Origin of the sequence: Aquimarina discodermiae (assembly GCF_040786235.1) — a bacterium.
In the GTDB taxonomy this organism is placed as follows: domain Bacteria; phylum Bacteroidota; class Bacteroidia; order Flavobacteriales; family Flavobacteriaceae; genus Aquimarina.
Genome location: NZ_JBFMKP010000016.1, coordinates 88409 through 112053, shown reverse-complemented (window position 1 = coordinate 112053; position 23645 = coordinate 88409). Strand labels below are relative to the sequence as shown.

General features: G+C 32.4%; 24 protein-coding genes. 15 read left to right on the top strand and 9 right to left on the bottom strand.

The annotated features are described in order from the left end of the window. The first annotated feature begins 129 nt into the window (after window positions 1-129). From clpB to ABW636_RS11985, 5 genes are all read left to right on the top strand, one after another. Window positions 130-2730, top strand: coding sequence for an ATP-dependent chaperone ClpB (clpB, locus tag ABW636_RS12005; RefSeq protein WP_367590252.1), 2601 nt, complete (start codon window positions 130-132; stop codon window positions 2728-2730). 209 nt (window positions 2731-2939) lie between these two features. Further along, on the top strand, window positions 2940-3584 hold the full coding sequence (locus ABW636_RS12000; protein ID WP_367590251.1) for a hypothetical protein: 645 nt from the start codon (window positions 2940-2942) through the stop codon (window positions 3582-3584). A 143-nt stretch (window positions 3585-3727) separates the two neighbouring features. Then, window positions 3728-4324 carry a TetR/AcrR family transcriptional regulator gene (locus ABW636_RS11995; protein ID WP_367590250.1) on the top strand — a complete coding sequence of 199 codons (597 nt, stop codon included), beginning with the start codon at window positions 3728-3730 and terminating at the stop codon, window positions 4322-4324. Window positions 4325-4374: 50 nt separating this feature from the next. Then, complete coding sequence (locus ABW636_RS11990; protein WP_367590249.1) at window positions 4375-4857, top strand: acyl-CoA thioesterase; 483 nt, start codon at window positions 4375-4377, stop codon at window positions 4855-4857. A gap of 57 nt (window positions 4858-4914) precedes the next feature. Continuing rightward, window positions 4915-5040 carry a hypothetical protein gene (locus ABW636_RS11985; RefSeq protein ID WP_367590248.1) on the top strand — a complete coding sequence of 42 codons (126 nt, stop codon included), beginning with the start codon at window positions 4915-4917 and terminating at the stop codon, window positions 5038-5040. A gap of 16 nt (window positions 5041-5056) precedes the next feature. Here ABW636_RS11985 and ABW636_RS11980 read toward each other — a convergent pair whose 3' ends face one another. Continuing rightward, a complete protein-coding gene (locus ABW636_RS11980; RefSeq protein ID WP_367590246.1) occupies window positions 5057-5806 on the bottom strand; it encodes a DUF6503 family protein in 750 nt (249 codons plus the stop codon). Window positions 5807-5996: 190 nt separating this feature from the next. Between ABW636_RS11980 and ABW636_RS11975 the strand changes: the two genes are divergently transcribed. Continuing rightward, window positions 5997-6371, top strand: a complete 375-nt coding sequence (locus ABW636_RS11975) for a DUF3887 domain-containing protein (RefSeq protein WP_367590245.1) — start codon at window positions 5997-5999, stop codon at window positions 6369-6371. A gap of 199 nt (window positions 6372-6570) precedes the next feature. Beyond that, window positions 6571-7032: an SsrA-binding protein SmpB gene (gene smpB / locus ABW636_RS11970; protein ID WP_367590244.1), complete on the top strand. Its 462-nt coding sequence runs from the start codon at window positions 6571-6573 to the stop codon at window positions 7030-7032. A 21-nt stretch (window positions 7033-7053) separates the two neighbouring features. Here the strand turns inward: smpB and ABW636_RS11965 are convergent, their stop codons facing one another. Continuing rightward, on the bottom strand, window positions 7054-7407 hold the full coding sequence (locus tag ABW636_RS11965; RefSeq protein WP_367590243.1) for an avidin-fold protein: 354 nt from the start codon (window positions 7405-7407) through the stop codon (window positions 7054-7056). A gap of 65 nt (window positions 7408-7472) precedes the next feature. Next, window positions 7473-8117: a protein-L-isoaspartate(D-aspartate) O-methyltransferase gene (locus tag ABW636_RS11960; RefSeq protein WP_367590242.1), complete on the bottom strand. Its 645-nt coding sequence runs from the start codon at window positions 8115-8117 to the stop codon at window positions 7473-7475. Between the two features lie 250 nt (window positions 8118-8367). Here ABW636_RS11960 and ABW636_RS11955 point away from each other — a divergent pair, with 250 nt between their 5' ends. From ABW636_RS11955 to miaA, 8 genes are all read left to right on the top strand, one after another. After that, a complete protein-coding gene (locus tag ABW636_RS11955; RefSeq protein WP_367590241.1) occupies window positions 8368-9327 on the top strand; it encodes a Gfo/Idh/MocA family protein in 960 nt (319 codons plus the stop codon). A 126-nt stretch (window positions 9328-9453) separates the two neighbouring features. After that, a complete protein-coding gene (locus ABW636_RS11950; RefSeq protein ID WP_367590240.1) occupies window positions 9454-10359 on the top strand; it encodes a 3-hydroxybutyryl-CoA dehydrogenase in 906 nt (301 codons plus the stop codon). A 55-nt stretch (window positions 10360-10414) separates the two neighbouring features. Further along, entirely contained in the window at window positions 10415-11653 is a 1239-nt protein-coding gene (locus ABW636_RS11945) for a DUF1015 domain-containing protein (protein ID WP_367590239.1), read from the top strand. Window positions 11654-11740: 87 nt separating this feature from the next. After that, a complete protein-coding gene (locus ABW636_RS11940) occupies window positions 11741-12403 on the top strand; it encodes a YggS family pyridoxal phosphate-dependent enzyme (RefSeq protein WP_367590238.1) in 663 nt (220 codons plus the stop codon). 166 nt (window positions 12404-12569) lie between these two features. Then, window positions 12570-13943, top strand: coding sequence for an exonuclease domain-containing protein (locus tag ABW636_RS11935; RefSeq protein ID WP_367590237.1), 1374 nt, complete (start codon window positions 12570-12572; stop codon window positions 13941-13943). Next, on the top strand, window positions 13933-15903 hold the full coding sequence (locus ABW636_RS11930; RefSeq protein ID WP_367590236.1) for a DUF3858 domain-containing protein: 1971 nt from the start codon (window positions 13933-13935) through the stop codon (window positions 15901-15903). Before ABW636_RS11935 ends, ABW636_RS11930 begins: the two co-directional genes overlap by 11 nt. Window positions 15904-15933: 30 nt before the next feature. Beyond that, entirely contained in the window at window positions 15934-16767 is an 834-nt protein-coding gene (locus ABW636_RS11925; protein ID WP_367590235.1) for an ion transporter, read from the top strand. Further along, window positions 16764-17684 carry a tRNA (adenosine(37)-N6)-dimethylallyltransferase MiaA gene (gene miaA / locus ABW636_RS11920; protein ID WP_367590234.1) on the top strand — a complete coding sequence of 307 codons (921 nt, stop codon included), beginning with the start codon at window positions 16764-16766 and terminating at the stop codon, window positions 17682-17684. The genes ABW636_RS11925 and miaA overlap by 4 nt, the downstream gene beginning before the upstream one ends. Window positions 17685-17728: 44 nt before the next feature. Here the strand turns inward: miaA and ABW636_RS11915 are convergent, their stop codons facing one another. From ABW636_RS11915 to ABW636_RS11890, 6 genes are all read right to left on the bottom strand, one after another. Beyond that, window positions 17729-18442 carry a response regulator transcription factor gene (locus ABW636_RS11915; RefSeq protein WP_367590233.1) on the bottom strand — a complete coding sequence of 238 codons (714 nt, stop codon included), beginning with the start codon at window positions 18440-18442 and terminating at the stop codon, window positions 17729-17731. Between the two features lie 4 nt (window positions 18443-18446). After that, a complete protein-coding gene (locus ABW636_RS11910) occupies window positions 18447-20009 on the bottom strand; it encodes a sensor histidine kinase (RefSeq protein WP_367590232.1) in 1563 nt (520 codons plus the stop codon). A gap of 69 nt (window positions 20010-20078) precedes the next feature. Continuing rightward, window positions 20079-20678 (bottom strand): dephospho-CoA kinase, encoded by a 600-nt coding sequence (coaE, locus tag ABW636_RS11905; protein ID WP_367590231.1) that lies wholly within the window; start codon window positions 20676-20678, stop codon window positions 20079-20081. Further along, window positions 20679-21641: a CdaR family protein gene (locus ABW636_RS11900; RefSeq protein ID WP_367590230.1), complete on the bottom strand. Its 963-nt coding sequence runs from the start codon at window positions 21639-21641 to the stop codon at window positions 20679-20681. Between the two features lie 5 nt (window positions 21642-21646). Continuing rightward, window positions 21647-22651 carry a glycosyltransferase family 2 protein gene (locus tag ABW636_RS11895; protein ID WP_367590229.1) on the bottom strand — a complete coding sequence of 335 codons (1005 nt, stop codon included), beginning with the start codon at window positions 22649-22651 and terminating at the stop codon, window positions 21647-21649. 85 nt (window positions 22652-22736) lie between these two features. Continuing rightward, complete coding sequence (locus ABW636_RS11890) at window positions 22737-23555, bottom strand: enoyl-ACP reductase FabI (RefSeq protein WP_367590227.1); 819 nt, start codon at window positions 23553-23555, stop codon at window positions 22737-22739. Window positions 23556-23645 lie beyond the last annotated feature (90 nt).

Here is a 23645-nt window from a genome sequence, read left to right as displayed (position 1 = left end):
TCTTAATGCTATACCTAACAAAAACAAGTCAAAAAGACATGAATACCTAATAAAATTAAGACATTTTGACACTAAAGCTCACTAGGAATATTATTTGATTCAGATTTGTAAACCGCAAAATAACCGTAAATGAATTTTAATAATTTCACTATAAAATCACAAGAAGCAATACAGCAGGCACAACAACTTGCTCAGGGCTTTGGACATCAACAAATAGAAAATGAACATATATTTAAAGCTATATTTACTGTAGACGAAAATGTACTGCCTTTTCTATTAAAAAAGTTGAATGTAAATATTTCTTTATTACAACAAGTATTAGATAGTACACTTAAAAGTTTTCCAATAGTATCTGGAGGAGAAACACAACTATCGAGAGAAGCTGGTAAATCATTAAATGAAGCTAGCCTTATTGCAAAAAAAATGAATGATGAATATGTTTCTATAGAACATCTTGTTATTGCAATTTTCAAATCTAAAAGTAAAATATCACAGATACTTAAGGATCAAGGAGTCACAGAAAAACATCTTACCGAAGCGATTCATGAAATTCGAAATGGAGAAAGAGTAACTTCACAAAGTGCAGAAGACACTTATCAATCATTAAGTAAGTACGCCAAGAACCTTAATGAAATGGCCGAAAACGGTAAATTAGATCCTGTAATAGGTCGTGATGAAGAAATTAGACGCGTATTACAAATTTTATCACGTCGTACCAAAAACAATCCCATGCTGGTAGGAGAACCTGGTGTTGGTAAAACTGCAATTGCAGAAGGTCTGGCACATAGAATTATTGCTGGGGATATTCCTGAAAACCTTAAAAACAAACAAGTTTTTTCTTTGGATATGGGAGCCTTGATTGCAGGTGCCAAATTTAAAGGAGAGTTTGAAGAAAGACTTAAATCTGTTGTAAAAGAAGTAACATCTAGCGATGGAGACATTGTATTGTTTATAGACGAAATACATACATTAGTAGGTGCAGGAGGTGGACAAGGAGCCATGGATGCCGCCAATATATTAAAACCTGCATTAGCAAGGGGTGAACTACGTGCTATTGGCGCTACCACTTTAGATGAATATCAAAAATACTTTGAAAAAGATAAAGCATTAGAAAGACGTTTTCAAAAAGTAGTAATTGATGAGCCCGATACAGAAAGTGCTATATCTATCCTAAGAGGTATTAAAGGTAATTATGAGACTCATCATAAGGTACGCATAAAGGATGAAGCAATTATTGCCGCTGTAGAGTTATCACAGCGATATATTACCAATCGCTATTTACCAGATAAAGCGATAGATCTTATTGATGAAGCAGCTTCTAAATTACGAATGGAAATCAACTCGAAACCAGAAGAGCTAGATGTATTGGATAGAAAGATAATGCAACTAGAAATCGAGATTGAAGCTATAAAAAGAGAAAATGATGAAGCAAAACTAAAAATACTAAATGCTGATCTTGCCAATATTAAGGAAGATAGAAATGAGATTTATTCGCAATGGCAAAGTGAAAAAGAAGTAGTAGATGCGATCCAAAATACCAAAACGAATATTGAAGAATACAAGCTCGAGGCCGAACGTGCAGAACGAAACGGAGATTATGGCAAAGTCGCCGAATTGCGCTATGGAAAAATAAAAGACGCACAGGAAAAGCTTGATAGTTTACAAAAACAATTAAGTGAACAACAGAATAAATCTTCATTAATTAAAGAAGAAGTTACCAATGATGATATCGCAGAAGTTATTGCTAAATGGACAGGTATACCTGTTACCAAAATGCTTCAAAGTGAGCGCGAAAAATTATTGGTATTAGAAAAAGAGCTTCAAAAACGTGTTGTTGGTCAAACAGAAGCAATAGAAGCAGTGAGTGATGCTGTAAGAAGAAGCAGAGCAGGTTTACAGGATCAGAAAAAACCCATTGGTTCTTTCTTATTCCTGGGGACCACAGGAGTTGGTAAAACAGAATTAGCAAAAGCTTTGGCTGATTATCTTTTTAATGATGAAAATGCGATCACAAGAATTGACATGAGCGAATACCAAGAAAGACATTCTGTAAGTAGGTTGATGGGGGCACCTCCGGGATATGTAGGATATGAAGAAGGAGGTCAATTAACAGAAGCTGTACGAAGAAAACCATATTCTGTTGTACTTCTAGATGAAATAGAAAAAGCACATCCAGATACATTTAATGTTCTTTTACAAGTATTGGACGAAGGAAGATTGACCGATAACAAAGGAAGAACGGCAGATTTTAGAAATGCCATTATCATCATGACCAGTAACATGGGAAGCCATATTATCCAGGACAAATTTGAAAATATTAAGGATATGGATACGGCTATGGAAGCTGCAAAAGTTGATGTATTAGGATTATTAAAACAATCTGTTCGTCCAGAGTTTCTAAACAGGATCGACGATATTATAATGTTTACACCGCTTACAAAAACTAATATCATAGAAATTGTCAGACTGCAACTAAAACATGTTGGCGACATGTTAGCAGATCAACATATCAAACTAAATGCTACAGAAGAAGCCATTAATTACCTTTCTGAAAAAGGGTTTCAGCCAGAGTTTGGTGCCAGACCCGTAAAACGAACTATTCAAAAAGAAGTACTTAATAAACTTTCTAAAGAGATTCTAGCAGGTAAAATTTCTACAAATAAATCTATTTTATTAGATGAATTTGATAACAATCTGGTTTTCAGAAATCAGGAAGACTTGGTTTCTTAATACATATAATCCAGTTTAAAACATAAAATAGGTAGTCTTTTTTAAATAAAATCGACTGCCTATTTTTTTGTAAACAAAAAATACCACACCACACACGGTCAAACATCTCTAAAAATACGGTTTTACCTCACGTATTAACGATTTTATTCCTACAATGGTTAATAACTTACTGTGTAATACATCGCGATTTTAAGTACATTTCCGCCGAAATGAAACCGATATTTCTAACCATTATTCTTTTAACCTCCTCTTTCTCTTTCTGCCAAAACAAAAAGGAGATTTTATCCGATATTCATAACAAATATCAGGTAATAAAAGAATTAATGAGCAAGGATGCTTTAAGACAATACAATACCGGATACACTTTCAATATTTCTTATAAAAAAAGCCCATTAACCTTTTATTATAATGGAAACGAGCTAAAGTATATAGAACATATATATACTTGGGGGCATACAACTTATAAGGATGAGTTTTATGTCTGGGATGATCAGTTGTTTTTTCAGTACACAACACAAGTTATCAGATATAAAGACTATAGAAAAAAAGGGGTTATCAAAAGCGATGTAAAAAACATTACATTGACACTTGAGGATAGGTTTTATTTTAAGAATAGAAAAGCGATTAAGTGTCAATTTAAAAGTTTCCAAAACCATAATGATAGTATAAAAATCACAACACACCGGGTAAGAAATATCACGACAGAATGTGATCTGGCAGAAAATGTTCTTGAAAAATTCGATATTTTAAAAAAGCTTCAGGCAAAAGAAGTAGAAAGCGCAAAAGAATTACCCAAGAGCATTTCTAAAACTTACCAACCTAATCTTAATCATACTGCTTTTCAGCAAAACTAGAAATCATAAAACCTTATCGAGTACTAACAGGGCTTATTTGACACAAAGCTCTCTGTTATAAATCGAGTTTAAAAATTTATTTTACAAAACAATATACCGATCGGTATATTATTGTATATTTGTAAAAATCTTTATTCACTAAGATGAACACGAAAGCTGTACAAACATCAGAGTATATTATCGAAATTGTTGCTCCCATTTTTAATAAAAACGGGTATGCAGGTACAAGTCTTAGTGATATCACCAAAGCAACCGGTTTGACAAAAGGGGCTATTTATGGTAATTTTAAGAATAAAGAAGAGCTAGCCGTTGCTGCGTTTAACACCACTGTAAAAAAAATGTTACGACGCATAACAGATCATCAGTCCATAACAAATTCGCCTTTAGAAAAGCTTTTTTTAATCACAGATTTTTACCGAAACTACTATGATTTTAGCCAAGAATTAGGCGGATGTCCTGTTTTAAATATGGGGGTAGATGCAAAACATCAAAACCCATTGTTATTTGAACGTGTAAAATATACGATCTCCAAAATCAAAGGTAATTTGGTTAAAATTATAGAAGCCGGACAAGATCATCAAGAGATCAATCAGGATATAACTCCACTTTTATATGCCAAAAGACTATATACCATGATTATCGGAGCTATTTTTATGACACATACCATGGAAGACAATAGCTATCTTATCCAAACTATGGATCAAATAGATACAATGATTAATAAAGAACTAAAACAATAATTTTTTTAACCAAAAATATACCAATTGGTATATTTAAAAAATCAATCACAATGAAACTACCAAAAATATTAGAAAGCAAAGCAAAAATCAGATTTCAGGATTGTGACCCTTTTAATCACCTTAACAATGCTTCATATATTAATTATATGATTAATGCACGAGAAGATCAAATTGAACTAAATTACAATTTAGATATTTTTTCTTTAGCTAAAACACAAGGAGTAAGTTGGGTAGTAGGGACTAATCAAATTGCATATTTAAAACCCGCTTTATTAATGGAAGAAGTTGTTATTGATTCTCAACTAATCTCATTTAGTGAAAATCAACTACGTGTAGAAATTAGAATGTGGAATACTGATAAAACAGAATTAAAAGCTATTCTTTGGAGTACTTTTGTTCATTACAATTTATTACAACAAAAACGCTGGAATCACAGTGATCAACTAATAGAGTTATTTCAAAATGTTCACTCACCTGTTGGTATAGGAAGCTTTGAGGAAAGAATTTTACAACTAAAAACACAAAGTGTGTAACATTTACATTTATTTAACGTCTTATAAAAAGTAAACACGACCATACAAAACTGCTATATGAAATCTTCTAATAATGTAGACCCTTCTTATAAAAAAAGAAGTTCTCTTATTTATATAGGCTTTTTTATTATTGCCATTGTATCAATGTTAATTGTTATCTGGGAAACAGGAATGCTTACATAAAACATTCTGTATTTCTTTAACAGCACACATCTACTTGTACAAAGATTTCTTTAAGCTCGATTTTTGATAGTAATTTTAGACCTTGTTGTTCATAGACTTTATCTAACTCATCCAATGAAGTAGATAAATCATCTGTTTTATAATTTTTATAATCTACAAACCTAATACCGTTTATAACCCGGGGGTTATACGCTTCTCTAAAACGTATTCCCCCACCGTGAACAGCATATTTATATGCCAGAAAATCAACAGTAAAATTTTCTTTATGAATCCAATATAGAAACTCATCTTCAAAATCGGTGCCTCCTCCTTCTTTTTTAAAGGTTACCTTTACTTTATAATATCTATTTTCACCCAAATTAGATTCTCCTACCAACTCTTTTTGTACAGCAGGCGCGTTAAGTCCAAAGGGTAAATTAGCAAAATAGTGAACAGAATTAACACCATCGCTTATTTTTGTTACTAAAGAATCAGCAACCGCTACCGGGCAGTTATCCACCATACGCTTCAAACCAGTGTTACTTACAATATCATGAATTGTACCTTGGGTATTTTCTATCAATCTTTCTAATTGATAATGCCCCTTTTTTCTTTTGCTTTCGTATTTTTTTCCTCTAAATGAAAAATAGATAGATGTGTTATTATTATAACGCTCCCCTCCTGCTGCTTCGATCGTTTTATTTACTATTTCTTGTGCAGAAAACTGGGCAAAAGTTGTCAAACAGAAAAAATATACGCAAAAACAAGCTAACACAGAGAGTTTCATAACATTTAGGATTAAGTGAATTGCTAAATTAAGGTTTCCAAACACAATAATTTGTGAGAGTTTTGTTAAACCCTTACTTAACCAATAGCACTCTATTTTAGATATATAAGGACGATTTGATCTCTATTTGTTTTTAATTTTTAAAAAAGATAATTATTTTGCAGTCCCTAAATCCCAAAATAAGAATATTATGAAGTATGTAATATTACTACTAATTTGTTTTGCCACTCAATTTATCCTTGCGCAGGATGCAGAAAGCTATGCAAAAACAATGGCTACATTTCAAACAAACTATAATGCTCAAAATGTAGATGCCATTTTTGATATGTATACTGCAGGCCTACAGGAAGAAATGACCAAAGAAGGCGTTGTTGGTTTTGTAAAAGGATGTTTTGATAGATTTGGTAGCCTTAAAAGTATAACACCTATGCAAACTGAAGAGGGAGTACATAGCTTTACTGGAGCGTTTGAAAAATCTAATTTAGAAATTCAGATACAGATTACCAAGGATGGAAAGATTTCTACCATTCAATTTCATCCCATTCAAGTGCCAGTGCAAGAATAAGCCAATAATTCTGTAGTTTATTTGATAACTCTTAATTTTTAAATTGTGTTGATAGCTAAAATTTACATTTTAGAAATCTATCAAAATGACTTATTTATTAAAACTTAAAGGGTGTCATTATAAATTTACATTAGAAAAGACATGTACATCATCTTGTTCTTTGTATTTTTGTGACCTTTCATTAAGGTTACTCATAAAAATGAATCAGAATAAAATCAATATATTAAACCGTAAGGCTAAATTCGAGTACGAATTTATAGATAAATACACCGCCGGTATTAAACTGGCTGGTACCGAAATAAAATCTATTAGAGAGGGCAAGGCAAGTATTGCCGAAAGTTTTTGTGAGTTTCATAACGGTTGTGAACTTTTTGTAATCAATATGCATATAGAAGAATATTCGCATGCTACCTATTTTAATCACAATCCAAAAAGTGAACGAAAATTACTTCTAAATAAAAAAGAACTCAAAAAATTAGAAAAAGAGGTTAAAAATTCGGGATTAACAATTATCCCAACTCGTTTATTTATAAATGAACGAGGATTAGCAAAACTTGATATTATACTTGCTAGAGGTAAAAAAATGTATGACAAAAGAGAGACTATCAAGGATCGCGATAATAAAAGAAATCTGGATAGAATTAAAAAAGAGTTTAGATAATAGCTTAGTATTATTTCTTCATTATTCTTCTATGTATTCAGAAACTCCTTTCTCTTGAGAAGTTAGCCACTCCCAATTTAATTTTAGTTTTATTTTTCCTTTATCATCCAATGTAATATCTGCCAAAGCTTTACCCGTTTTCAATTCATTGGTTGTTGTCATACATTGATAAATCATATGCAACTTTTCATTTTTTAGTTCGGCAATTATTTTTCCATATCGTACTTCCCCACCATAATAATCTGCAGTAACCAAATTACCATCCTGTTTGTAAATAAATTTTGTTTGATCACTTGCACTGCCATGATCACTATTCTGAACTAACTTAAAAACTTTGTTATTAAAGTCTATTTTTTTGGAAAGCTTTTTATTCATACTACAAACATTTTGAAATAGTACATATTACCTCAATTACTTCAACAACACAAAATTGAATAGTTTTAATTCTTATTTTCTAATAAGGGAACAAACCTAAACTCACCAAACTCGTGTTTCTCGAATTCGGTTTCACTTTTACGTATAAACAAGGTCATAATCTGCACATCTTCTCCTACCGGGATTACTAATCGTCCATTAATTTGTAATTGTGCTAATAAGGGTTTGGGTACAAAAGGTGCTCCTGCAGTTACAATAATTGCTTTATAAGGGGCATGCTCTGGCAATCCTTTATAACCGTCTCCAAAAGATAAATGTCTAGGCCGATATCCTAATTTTGACAAAAACAGCTTGGTTTTTTTGAACAATTCTTGTTGGCGTTCAATACTATACACTTTTACGCCTAACTCGCATAATACTGCTGTTTGATATCCAGACCCAGTACCAATTTCTAATACATTATCTCCTTTTGTAACTTGTAATAATTCACTCTGAAAAGCAACTGTGAATGGCTGCGAGATGGTTTGATCAGCAGCAATAGGAAACGCTTTATCTTGATAAGCATGATCTTCAAAACCAGAATCAATAAATAAATGTCTTGGTATTTTTCCAATCGCTGCTAATACAGCTTTATCTTTGATTCCTTTCTTTATTAAAATATCAACCAGTTGCTTTCTTTGTCCGGCGTGTCTAAGGGTATCCTTCTGCATTACTAGGGTTATTTAGCACGATAAAATTACGCAAACATTTGGTCTGTTTATACTTTTCTCCCTAAAAAAATAACAGAAAAATACCATTTTGCCTATACTCATACATTTACACATTTATAATTTACTATTTATACAAATTAAGAATTCATAGAAAACTCTTCTTTTCTCTCTCTAATTAAAATTTAGCATTTTACAGATAATTAAGATTAAAATTTATAAATAATGCTATTTTTGTCTAAAATCACAAATTATGCTCAAAGCCGGAGTACTCGGTGCGGGACACCTTGGTAAAATCCATTTACGTCTACTAGAAGAATCTGAAAAATATAACTTGGTTGGTTTTTATGACACCAATCAATCTCAAGCAACTCTTATTGCAAAAGAATTAGGGTATCAATTATTTAATTCTGTCGAAGAATTAATTAATGCAGTCGATGTTGTGGATATCGTTACTCCTACTTTTGCTCATTTTGAAGTTGCAAAGCAAGCCATACAGGCAGGTAAACATGTTTTTATAGAAAAACCTATCACCAATACTGTTGCAGAAGCAACGCAGCTTATCGAACTGGCAAAAAAACATCATGTAAAAGGGCAAGTAGGGCATGTAGAGCGTTTTAATCCGGCATATACATCGGTGGTAAACAAAATTGACAATCCTATGTTTATAGAAACACACCGATTGGCAGAATTTAATCCCAGAGGTACAGATGTTCCTGTAGTACTTGATCTTATGATTCATGATATCGATGCTATTTTGAATGTGGTGCATTCTGATGTGAAACAGATAAGTGCAAGTGGTGTTTCTGTAATAAGCGAAACTCCTGATATTGCCAATGCACGTATCGAATTTGAAAATGGATGTGTTGCAAATCTTACAGCAAGTAGGATATCACTAAAAAACATGAGAAAAACGAGGTTTTTTCAAAAAGACGCTTATATCTCTGTAGATTTCTTTGAGAAAAAATGCGAAGTGGTAAAAATGAAAGATGCGCCAAAGACCCCAGATGATTTTGCAATGATTCTGCAAAATGCAGAAGGGATTAAGAAACAAATATATTTTGACAACCCAACAATAGCAACCAATAATGCGATATTAGATGAGTTAGAAACTTTTGCAGATGCAATTACTAACGACACTACTCCTATCGTTTCTTTGGAACAAGGAAAAAAAGCACTCGAAGTGGCTTTACAAATCATAGACTGCTTTTAGTACCCCTATTAATTGGCCAGTCTATCATCTTTTTCCTATTCTGAACGGTTATTATGTTATTACAGAATCGTGTATTTTACTTGATTCTAGGATAGAGTTTAAAACATTTTCAAAAATATTATACAGATGAAAAACATTGCCGTAATAGGTGCTGGTACCATGGGAAATGGTATTGCACACACATTTGCTCAAAATGGTTTTAAAGTACAACTCATTGATATTTCTCAAGAAGCTATCAATCGTGGCCTATCAACCATTACGAAAAATCTGGATAGGATGATTGCCAAAGAGAAAATATCAGAAAGTGATAAAGAAACAACACTGGCAAACATTTCTACATTTACAAATATTAAAGAAGGCGTAGAATATGCTGGACTTGTGGTCGAAGCTGCTACAGAAAATGTGGCTTTAAAACTACAATTGTTTAAAGAGCTAAGCGCTGTCTGCCCAGAGGATACTATTTTGGCAACGAATACCTCATCTATATCTATAACACAAATAGCTGCCGCCACAGATCGACCAGAAATGGTTATCGGTATGCACTTTATGAACCCTGTACCTTTGATGAAATTGGTAGAAATTATAAGAGGGTATAATACTTCTGACGAGGTAACCAATACTGTTATGAGTCTATCAAAAACATTAGGAAAAACACCTGTCGAAGTAAATGACTATCCAGGATTTGTGGCCAATCGAATTTTAATGCCAATGATTAATGAATCAATTGAAACATTATATAATGGTGTTGCTGGAGTTTCTGAAATCGATACCGTTATGAAACTGGGAATGGCCCACCCTATGGGGCCTTTACAATTAGCCGATTTTATAGGGCTAGATGTCTGTCTTTCTATTCTTAATGTTATGTATGAAGGTTTTAAAAATCCTAAATATGCTCCTTGCCCCCTATTGGTTAATATGGTAAGAGCGGGTAAACTAGGGATTAAAAGTGGCGAAGGATTCTATGACTATACAAATAGCAGAAAGGCAGAAAAGGTTGCAAAACAGTTTAATAAAGAGTTAATCAAACTATAAAACACAACGATAACACCTATATTTTAATAGAACCATCTAAAAAAAACGACCAAACATGGCAAAAGTTCATCCCTTTAGAGCAGTTAGACCCACAAGAGATAAAATAAGCCTTGTTGCCTGTAGGTCGTACCAGAGTTATACTCCGTTCGAAAGAGACTCCAGAATGAATTACAACCCTTATTCCTTCTTACACATCATCAACCCAGGTTATAAGTATCAAAAAGAGATTGCAGGAGAAGAACGTTATAAATTGGTTCGTAACAGATATCTGGAATTTAAAGAAGATGAAATTTTCATGAAGGATGATACTCCTAGTTATTATGTGTATAAAATTGTAAATCGAGAACAAGAATCATTTCATGGGATTATTGCAGCAACTTGCGCAGAAGATTATAAGAACAATATCATCAAAAAACATGAAGACACATTACAGGACAGAGAACATACGTTTAAAGAATATCTAAAGACTGTAAGGTTTAATGCAGAACCTGTTCTACTCACTTATCCAGATAATGATGTCATTGCAGATATTATCTCTCAAGTAAGTAAAGAACGACCAGAGTATGAATTTACCACTACTTACAGAGATACTCATTATCTCTGGAAGATAGATGAGGAAAAACTAATCTCTGATATTCAACAAGCATTTTCTTCGATCGATACAATTTATATAGCAGATGGTCATCATCGTTCGGCCTCATCTTTCTTGCTATCTCAAGAGCAAAAAGAGACAAACCCAAAACACAAAGGTACCGAACCCTATAATTTTTTTATGAGTTATTTGATTCCCGAATCTAACCTTAAAATTTATGAGTTTAACAGGTTGATAAAAGACTTAAATGGTTTATCCAAAGAAGAATTTTTGGTCCAACTAGATGAATGGTTTAGAATAGAAAAAAGAGGATTAGAAATCCCTAAGCCTTCAAAAATTCATCATTTCAGCATGTATCTGGATGGTGATTTTTATTCATTAAACCTACGAAAAACAGCTTACAAATTCACCAATGCTCTTGAAGAACTAGATGCCCAAATCTTATACCAGACCGTCTTAAAGCCTATTTTAAATATAAAAGATCTAAGAACCGATACACGCATTCAGTATCTACATGGTAAAAATGACATTGCTATGATAAAAAGTATGGTTGATAGTGGTGAATTCAAAGTTGGTTTTGGGCTTTTTCCTGCCTCTATTGCGCATGTTAAAAAAATTGCAGAAGAAGGGCTAACCATGCCCCCAAAAAGCACCTATATAGAACCTAAATTAAGAAGTGCCATTACCATATATGAATTTTAAATTTTCATAATTGACATACACTAATGCAAACTTAATTTATCCCTATCTTTTGTTTCCAAAAGAGCTTAATAATTATCTTTGCATTCTATGAATGAAATCAAAACGAACCTAAGTTCTATTAAGACATCTATTCCAGAAGAAGTAACTCTGGTAGCTGTTTCTAAAACCAAACCTGTTTCTGACATCATGCAAGCCTATAATGCGGGGCATCGTATTTTTGGAGAAAACAAAATTCAGGAAATGGTAGAAAAATGGGAAACTATGCCCAAAGACATTAGCTGGCATATGATTGGACATGTACAGACCAACAAGGTTAAGTATATGGCTCCTTTTGTAGACCTTATTCATGCAGTTGACAGTTATAAACTACTAAAAGAAATAAACAAACAAGCAATAAAATACGAAAGGACTATTAATTGTTTATTACAAATCAAAATTGCTACAGAAGAAAGTAAGTTTGGGCTTCATGAAGAAGATGCACTCGCTCTTTTAAATTCTGAAGAGGTAGCACAGCTAACCCATATAAATATACAAGGACTTATGGGTATGGCTACCTTTACAAATGACACAGTACAAATCAAAAATGAATTTAAAAAAATTGCCGGTTTTTATAAAAAGCTCCTTCCAAAATTTCCAAACTTGACAACTTTATCTATTGGAATGAGTGGGGATTACCAAATTGCTATTGATTGTAACAGTACAATGGTAAGAATAGGAAGTTCGATTTTTGGAGTAAGAAATTATAAATAGGCGAACAATACCATACAAATTTGGGCAATCTTTAGTAATCTTAATTGATAAAAAGTTATTTTGTTATTTTTGACTTTTTTAAGGGTATTTATTTTCCGACCAACACAACATAAATTACATTTATTAATTAAAACAATCACCCCATCATAATTTGTAAAGGACAACTATGTATGCAATTTTAGATATAGAAACTACAGGAGGGAAATATAATGAAGAAGGAATTACTGAGATTGCAATTTATAAGTTCGATGGACATACTGTTGTAGATCAATTCATATCATTAATTAATCCCGAAAGGCCTATACAGCCTTTTGTGGCAAATCTTACGGGTATTAACAATCAGATGTTGCGTAATGCTCCTAAGTTTTTTGAGGTAGCTAAAAGAATCGTAGAAATCACAAAAGATTGTGTTATTGTAGCTCATAATTCTAGTTTTGATTATAGGATCTTAAAAACAGAATTCTCTAGACTAGGATTTGATTTTGAACGTCAATCCTTATGCACCGTAGAACTTTCAAAAAAATTGATTCCCGATCAACCATCTTATAGTTTAGGTAAATTAGTTAGAGGATTAGGAATCCCTCTTTCAGACAGGCACAGGGCCAACGGAGATGCGCTAGCCACCGTAAAACTTTTTAAATTATTACTACTAAAAGATCTAGAGAAAAAAATTATTTCAGAAACGGTTAGAACAGAAACCAAGAGACAAGTAGATAGTAAACTACTTGACATTATAGAGAAGGCACCTACAGCTACAGGAGTATATTATATGCATCGTGAAAATGGAACTATCATTTATATCGGTAAAAGCAAAAATATTAAAAAACGCCTCAACCAACATTTTACCAATGATAATCGTAAATCAAAAAAAATCCAGGAAGAGGTTGTTAGCGTTACGTACGAGGTTACAGGAAGTGAACTATTAGCATTATTAAAAGAAAGTGAAGAGATCAAACGCAATAAGCCCGTGTATAATCGTGCCTTACGCAAAAGTAACTTTAATCAGGCATTATATTCATTCACCGATAAAAACGGATATATCAATCTTAAAATAGCAAAAGTTGATAACCAGAAATCGAGCATTACCACCTTTACAAACAAACAACAAGCAAAACTATACATGCATCGATGGACAGAAGAATACAATCTTTGTCAAAAACTTATGGATCTTGACACTAGCAAAGGTAATTGTTTTCATTATACCATAAAACAATGCTTTGGTGCTTGTATTCTGGACGAATCAACAGAAACATACAACAAGAGGGCACTACAATTAATTAATAGTCAATCTTTTGAAAATCAAAATATGATTATACTTGACAAAGGACGAGAGATTGATGAACAAGGTTTTGTACTAATAGAAGAAGGGAAATTTGTTGGTATTGGCTATTTCAATCTTAATCATCAAATTAATAATGTAGATATACTACGTACAATTGTCTCACCTATGACACATAATAGAGATGCGCAACATATCATTCAAAGTTATGTGCGAACTCATAAAAAATTAAAGATTCAAACATTTACCAATGATCAATAAATATGTTCTGGTAGTACACCTACTCTTTTTTACATTAGTTTCTCTAGCCCAGGAAAGCTATAATTCTAAAAATATGGTAGTAAGTAAAGCCGATCTAAATAGAATGGTATACTCAAAAGACACCACTGCAAATGCACTATATCTTTATGAGAAAGGTTACAGTAGAATTCAGGATGGAGGAAGTTATGATATTCTAACAGATTACAGTGCAAAAATTAAAATCTTAACCGAACAAGGTTATGAAAAAGCAATAATAGAAATCCCTCTATACAAAAAAAACAAGAGCTCTAAAGAAAAAATCAAAAACATCGTTGCACATACGTATACGTATGAAAATAATCAAATAAAAAAAGTTACTCTTGATAAAGATCAAATCTTTTTTAACGAATATGATGAAAATCATACACTGGTAACGTTTACTTTGCCAAACCTTAAACCAGGATGTGTTATCACTTATTCTTACCAAACGAGCTCTCCTTTTGTTTGGCGTTTTAGAGAGTGGGAGTTTCAGGATGATATCCCAAAAATATATAGTGAATATACTACTGATATCCCCGGAAACTATATTTACAACACCCGTATCAGAGGACCTCTTAAACTAAAAACCAATGAATCTTCTATTAAAAAAGGCTGTATTAAAGTATCTGGAGGTGGTAAAGCCGATTGCTCTCATAATGTATATGCCATGGAAAACATTCCTGCATTTATCGAAGAAGATTATATGACTGCCAAAAAGAACTATTTTTCAAAAATAGCATACGAGCTTAGCGAGTTTAAAGGTTTTGACGGATCACATAAAAAATATACTAAAACCTGGAAAGATGCAGACAAAGAATTAAAAGAAGACCCTAATTTTGGACAGCTTTTAAAAAAGAATGCTTTGGTAAAAGACGTACTCCCACAAGAAATTTCGTTGTTACCAAATTCTCTAGATAAAGCCAAACGTATTTATCACTATTTGACCAAAAACTATGTGTTTAATGGTGATTTATATGTGCTTCGAAAAGTCGACTTAAAAAACGCTATTAAAACTAAATCCGGAAACATTTCTGAAATCAATCTTTTATTATATAATGTTTTAAGACAGCAAGGGTTTTCTGTGCAACCCGTTTTAAGTGCCACCAGAAACAATGGGTATATCGTTAAAATACATCCCGTAATTTCTGATTTTAACTACTTATTAGTGCAATTAAATATCGATACTACTTCCTATTTATTAGATGCATCTATATCCACATTGCCTTTTGGAAATGTTCCTTTTCGTTGTCTTAATCAATACGGAAGACTTATGGACTTTAAAAATGGAAGTTCTTGGGTAGATATTAAGCCAAAGATGAGATCGTACTATTATTTTAAAGAAAAGATGATATTACAACCCGACAACCAAATTCTTTGTGATGCAATTTTTGCTTATGGAGGTTATCATGGATACTTCAGACGTAATCAAATGGCTAAAAAACAAAAGTATATTGAAAGAATCAAAAAAGTAAATCCCGATATAGAAATCACCAAAATTGATATCAAAAATCAATATGATCTTCCCGCACCCTTTGTCGAAGAAGTATTATTTACACGGTATCCAGATGATATAGAAGATATTCTTTACATTAACCCATTTAGCAATCCTTTCTTTAAAGAAAACCCTTTTAAACTTAACCAAAGAACGTATCCCATAGATTTTGGGTATCAAGATTCATATACCTATCAAATAACTTTTGAAATACCTGAAAACTATAGCTTTGAAGATATCCCAGAAGATACTTCGTTTGGATTACCAAATAACGGAGGAACACTTCACTTATCTGCCAAAGCAAACAATAAAGTTCTCACGATTAATTACAGAATATCATTTTCATCAGATTATTATCCAAAAGATTATTACGAATCATTAAAAATTTTCTTCAACAAAATAGTAACTATAGAGAACAATAGCGTTATTGCAATAAAAAAGGGCCTTTAATTTTTTAGTATTTTAGTAAAAACATTCGTTTTGAAGCAGAACTCATCACATAAAACCTGGAAAGAAAAACTACACGAAATCATCTATGAGGCCGACACTCGTGCTGGTAAATCCTTTGATCTCATTATTCTTATCATGATTCTTGCGAGCATCATTGTGGTTATGCTAGAGAGCGTATCCTATCTCAATGATCAATATGCCTCTATATTTAATCTACTAGAGTGGGTTATCACAATTGTTTTTACGATAGAATACATCCTGAGAGTTATTACTATTAATAAGCCTAAAAAATATATTTTTAGTTTTTTTGGTATTATAGATTTTCTTGCTACTGTTCCTAAATACCTCTCTTTACTTTTTGTAGGCACACATGCGTTGGTTGCATTACGAGCACTTCGCTTATTACGAGTTTTTAGAATTTTAAAATTGGCTCGTTTTATAGGCGAGTCCAACAACCTAACCAAAGCACTGATTGCAAGTAGAGCAAAAATATCTGTTTTTCTATTTGCTGTTTTAATTGTTTCTATCATTTTAGGTACTGTGATGTACCTCATCGAAGGGCCAGAACATGGTTTTAATAGTATTCCTAAAAGTGTTTATTGGTGTATTGTAACGCTTACTACGGTTGGGTATGGTGATATTTCTCCAGAAACACCTATAGGCCAATTTATTGCCTCGGTAGTAATGATATTGGGATACGGTATTATAGCAGTTCCTACAGGTATTGTAAGTGCAGAGTATTCAAAACAACCAAAAGCTTCACTTCCTCCTCTTAATACACAACATTGTCAAAACTGCAATCTTAGTAATCATGCTGATGGAGCAAAATTTTGTCATAATTGCGGAAACAAATTGCATTCATGAATAGTAAACACCTATTAGTAGTTATTGGCCCTACCGCCATTGGCAAAACAAGCTTAAGCATTGCACTTGCACAACATTTTAAATGCGAAATTGTTTCGGCAGACAGTAGACAGTTTTACAAAGAGATGAGTATTGGTACAGCTGCTCCTGATGCAACAGAACTAAAAGCTGCTCCTCATCATTTTATTCAACACAGAAGTATTAAAGCTGACTATAGTGTTGGGGATTTTGAGAAAGAAGCCATCCAAAAGATTGAGCAATTATTTACAACCCATAACTATGTAGTTCTTGTAGGAGGATCTGGACTCTATGTAGATGCTATTACCAAAGGACTAGATGATTTTCCTGATGTTGACGAACAAATTAGAACAACACTTAAAGAAGAATATCAAAATAATGGTATAGAAAGCCTTCAAAAGCAATTAAAAAAACTTGATCCTGTATACTACAATAAAGTCGATATTCATAACACTCATAGAGTTATGCGTGGGTTAGAAGTATGTATTAGTAGTGGTAAACCTTATTCATCTTTCCTAAATCAGTCTTCAAAAAAACGTTCTTTTAATACTATTAAGATTGGGCTAACTGCAGAAAGGAGCATTATCTATGATAGAATCAATCAACGAGTAGATCTAATGATAAAACATGGATTGTTGGATGAAGTTAAAGGACTTTATGAACACAAAGCTTTAAATGCCCTAAATACTGTTGGGTATAAAGAAATATTTAAGCATTTTGATCATGAATGGGAGTTAGATTTTGCGATATCAGAGATCAAAAAAAATACACGTCGTTTTGCAAAAAGACAACTTACCTGGTTTAAAAAAGATACAGAAATTGAGTGGTTTGACTATAAAGAAAATATTAATTCGATTATAACACATATCACAAAAAGCTCATTACAGCCTAAAGAATAGGCTGTAATGAGCTTTTTAATTAGTTAGTTACCGTTTATATTTTTTTAAGACACTTCTTTCTTTACAACCAACCTAAATCCTTCTCCATGAATATTTAGAATCTCTACACTTTCGTCTTTTTTCAAATATTTTCTAAGCTTAGCAATATAAACATCCATACTTCGAGAGGTAAAATAATTATCATCTCTCCATATTTTTGTTAAAGCCAACTCCCTAGGCATAAGATCATTAAGATGCAACGCTAATAAACGAAGTAATTCATTTTCTTTTGGAGATAATTTAACAGGATCTTCTTCTTGGTAAGACAAGAATCTAAGTTTAGAATTAAGGTGAAATCCACCAATTTTAAACTCGAATTGCTTGCTATCCGCAACAGACTCTGTACTTTTACGTTGCATAATAGCTTGTATTTTCATCAATAAAACTTCGCTATCAAAAGGTTTATTTAAATAATCATCTGCTCCTACCTTATACCCTTTCAAGACATCTTCTTTCATAGCTTTTGCCGTTAAAAAGATAATGGGTACTTCTTCATTTTTTTCTCTTATTTCTTTGGCCAACGTAAACCCATCTTTATATGGCATCATCACATCGAGGATACACATATCATAATCATCTTTTTTGAATTTTTCGAAACCTTCCATACCATTTTTGGCATGCACAACCTCATAGTCATTCATTACTAAGTAATCCTTTAGAACTGTTCCAAAATTTGGATCATCTTCTACAAGCAAAATCTTTTTGTTTTCTGTTTCCATATTTCTAAGATATTAACGGTAATTTAATTATAAATGTTGAGCCTTTTCCTCTTTCACTTTCTACCCAAATCTGACCATGATGATCATCAATAATTCTCTTCACATAGGTTAGACCAAGCCCATGTCCTTTTACATTATGCAAATCTCCTGTATGTTCTCTAAAAAATTTCTCAAAAATCTTTTTCTGAGCAACTTTACCCATTCCGATTCCTTGATCTCTAATTTTTAGTATGATACTATTTTTCACATTCTCTGTATATATATCAATTTTTGGAGCTTCCTCAGAGTATTTAATAGCATTATCTAAAATGTTTACAATCACATTTGTTAGATGACTATCATTTGCCAAAATAGAGGTTTTAAGTGCTCCTAAATGCATTTTCACATACCCTAGCCTATTTTCTACAATTAAGGAAACATGAGTTATTGCATCTTCAATAATGTCATGAAGCTCTTGTTTCTCCTTTTTTATATTAAGCTCATTTTTCTCTAATTGTGATATCCTCAATACATTTTCTACCTGTGCATGCATTCTCTTATTCTCTTCTCTTATCATCTTCATATATCGCATTACCTTTTCCTGATCCCCACCTATTTTTGGATTCTTTATAGCATCCAACGCCAGATTAATGGTCGCTATAGGTGTTTTAAGTTCATGAGTCATATTATTAATAAAGTCTGTCTTTATCTGTGATATTTGTCTTTGCTGTATTAGCTGTGACAATGCGCTCGAATATGCAACTACAATAATTAAGGTAAATAATATCGACAAAATTGCCATACCTTTTATGGTAGACAATACAAATTGTTTTTTTCCTGTAAAATTAACATACAATTGATAATTACTTATCCCTTGATCATTTACAAAAAGTGGTATTCCGTAAGTAGTTGGATAATCCCAACTAAAATCATCAGAACGTACTTTTGTAGATAATGCATTACTGTATATAGCATACTCAAAGTCAACTTTTATATCTCTCTCTTCTAATTCTCTTTTTAGTAAATGCTCTATTTCCTCTTTTTGAACTCTTCTATGAATCGGAATAAAACTTGCTATCTCCCCAATTACAATTTCATAATCCATTCGTTGAAGATCTGTTAACCCACGAATCCTTTCAATTTTTGATTTGGATTTTTGATTAACAAAATCATTTTTTTGTGTCTCTAAAACAGCAGATTCGGTATTACGATTTAAAATATTTTTTAATCGTACCGTATCAATATTTAAATTCACAAAAGATGAAAACAACTTATAATCTTCTTCCAAAATACCATTTGTGAATGATTTTGTGGTATTATCAATACTAATGTTTAAGAGCTGACGTATTATTTTGTTATCAGGCTCTTCGATACTATCCAATATTTCCTGCAAAGGAAAAAACATCTCTTCAAATTCTCTGTACTGAATTTTATTCGACACCGAGATAAGTATCTGCTTAGCATTAAAAGAAAATTGTTCTTCATTATTCTCTACCGTGTTGTTAATCCAATATCCCTGAACAAAAATAATCCCAATTAATGACAAACTCATTAGGATTATCAGCAACACGAATAATCTTTTATTCATACTTCAAAAGTAAGGCTTTAACATTTAGCTACTTTAGGGTTTAACCAAATGTTAACAAAATGAATTATTTTAACCATAACTACATTCAGAAGACATAATTTTATGAATTTCATAAGTTTTTAACTTTGTTTCTTCTATATCATCATTAAATATCACAAAATCCGACAAGTCAATTTTACGACCATCTTCCCATTGGTTATTTATTCTTGCCTGTATCTCTTTTCGACTCATAGATTCGTCTCTTTTTAAAACGCGTTGAATCCTTACTTCTTCTGGAGCTACAACTAGAATTATATAATCACATTGCTTATACCCCTCATTTTCAAAGAGCACTGCAGCTTCTTTAATTACATATTTTCCTGATTGTTGATTTTTCCAATCATCAAAATGTTTTGCTACTGCAGGGTGAACAATCGCATTTAACTTATTTAATTTCTCCTCTTCGTTAAAAACAATATTAGCAATATATGGCCTATTTAATTGAGATGCTGTATATGCTTTTTCTCCAAACAATTCTATTATTTGCTCTTTTAACAAAACATCCTCATTCATAAGTTTTTTTGCTTCGTCATCTGCTATATATACTGCTACACCCAGTTTCTTAAACATTTTAGCAACAGTAGATTTACCACTTCCAATCCCCCCTGTCAACCCGACTACTTTCATCATTTATTGTTTTAAAACTACGAATTGCACTTGTTTTTCTTGTAATCTTACATCGTGTATAGCACCAGGCTTTTCTACTAATTCTACCGTTAGAAACGAACTTTCTTCCGAAACTTTAGCATAATCAGCAATCACAACAAAATCTCGCGGACTCACTTCGTTATACTTATCTAACCCCACTCTATATACTACCGAAATTTCTGTAGGAAAAATTTTTATTTCCATACCATCTGGCGCATTACGTATTGTTATTGGTACTTTTTGATGTCCTTCAGTAAATTTACTTACCAAAACAGTAGCATCTACTCTAGAGGGAATTACCAGAATATCAGACGGTAATTCTTCTGTATTGATTCGCAATTTAGCAGTATGATCTACATTTAACCCTTTAAGATCTACCTTCTCTGTATGCACCTGATTAATAGAACCAACTATTTGAGAAGGCCCACTAACAGTTATAGAATCTGGTTTCAGCACCAAACCTTGATCACTTCCATATCCAACAGCATACTCTATATCTCTCTTTGCATATACCGGCACTTTCTTCTTAAGATTATAATCTAAATATAATTCTAAAGTATCTTTTTGTATAGACAACACTTTGCCTTTGAAGTCTAATTTATTATTTAGCAATAAGGTTTCTTTATTTACAAAAAAAGAATATTTATTACTGGTAGTTGTAAACGCATCTTCTACAGAAAAATTTAGAATAGATTTGCTCCAATTATGACCAATAAGCCTAAAACCATTACCGTTAAGAACCATTTTCAAGCTTTGATCACTCTTCGCGTTCACAATTCTGTCTTTTGGAATATTGGTATATTTTATTGTTACTTCTACTTCTTGAGTATAGTTTTTTGAGAATTGTGTAAATAACCAGAGCATCGAGGTAAACAATAGAAAAAACAAAAACGTTTGCACATTACTCTTTTTAAGAGAAAATCTATTCTTTTTTCGATATGACATATTGCTTATTTTTTAAAAAAAAGCTTTTTGAATTGATCTTTAGGATCTTTTCCTAACACATGAATATAATAATAAGATTTTAAGAATCCTTTTCCATATCCATAAAATTGTATCAAAACAGCCAAAACGGATTGAATCCCAATCAAAACATTTTTATAATGCCAGGTAGCTCCTATAAAAATTGCAGCAAAATACAACAGTACTCCTGCTGCCAAATGCCACCAACCAAACAATAATACAAATAAGGCGATGATCATATATGTTACAAATAGCGTTGGAAACCAATACGTGAGTTTTGCCGTTTCTGGATGCCACTTATTTAAGATAGGTCTTACTAAGCCAAATTTATTAACCTGAACATAAAATTTTTCCCATGATATTCTTCTTTTATGAAATACTTTTGCATCGGGTATTAAAGCGGTTTGATACCCTAATTTCCATAAACGAATAGTTAAATCTGGGTCTTCTCCCGGGTGTATATCTCCAAATCCTCCAGATGCATCAAAAGCCTCTTTAGACAATCCCATATTAAAGCTACGCGGTTGAAATTTACCCATCGTATTTTTTCTTCCGCGTATACCACCGGTTGTTAGATAAGAAGTCATGCTATAGCTTATTGCTTTCTGAAGGTCAGAAAAACTTGGATGCGCATCATCGGGACCTCCGAAACAATGAACATAATTTGATAACAAATACCTCTCTACTCTCGATAAGTAATCTATAGGAAGGATCACATCACTATCTAGTATAATGTTATAATTACCTTTTGCCCTTTTCATTCCGTAATTACGCGAATCTCCAGGACCGGTATTAGGTTTTTGGTAATAACTAATGGTCAAATCATCTGTAAACTCATTAATTACGTTTTCAGATGTTTCGGAAGAACCATCCTCTACAATGACTATCTCATATTCTTTAGGATAATCCATAGCCACCATACTCTGTAACAACTCCTGTATTTCTATAGGCCTATTATAGACCGGAATAATAAAAGAAAAATATATATTCATAATGGCAAAAATGGTACAACAAAAAATCCCATCCTAATAACGAATGGGATTTTTGTATAAAATCTATAAAGCTTTATAATCGCTATTATTCTTCATCTACAAATTTATTCATAACTAACTGGCTAACTCCCATATTAGAAAAACCACCGTCATTATATAAATTTTGTAGCGTTACCTTTCTTGTTAAATCTGAAAACAAAGTAACAGTATAATCTGCACACTCTAATGCTGTAGCATTACCTAAAGGCGACATTTTATCTGCATACTCTATAAAACCATCAAAACCTTTAACTCCTTTTCCTGCAGTTGTTGGAGTTGGTGATTGAGAGATTGTATTTACTCTAACCTTATGATCTCTCCCAAAGAAATATCCAAAACTACGAGAGATTGATTCTAAATATGCTTTGTTATCTGCCATATCATTATAATCAGGAAATACTCGCTGAGCAGCCATATAGGTTAATGCAACAATACTTCCCCATTCATTCATAGCTTCTTTCTTATACAATGTTTGCATTGTTTTATGAAATGAAAGTGCAGAAACATCCCATCCTTTTTGACTCCAGTCATAATTAAGATTCGTATAATGACGTCCTTTACGAACATTTACAGACATCCCGATAGAATGTAATACAAAATCTAACTTGCCTCCTAAAATTTCCATTGCTTTCTCTACTAGGTTTTCAAGATCTTCTAATGAAGTAGCATCAGCAGGTATAACTTGAGAGTTTGTTTTTTCGGCCAGTGTATTTATTGCTCCCATACGCATGGCAACTGGTGCATTGGTAAGAACAAAACTTCCTCCTTCTTCAAAAACTCGCTCTGCTGTTTTCCAGGCAATTGAATTTTCATCAAGTGCTCCAAAAATAATTCCTCTCTTACCTTTTAATAAATTGTGTGACATTTAATTGTAAATTAAAGTATGGTTATACGAGCGGTAAAGATAATAAAACGACCCAAACCACAAGTATTCTAAATAGGTTTTAGTTTAAAC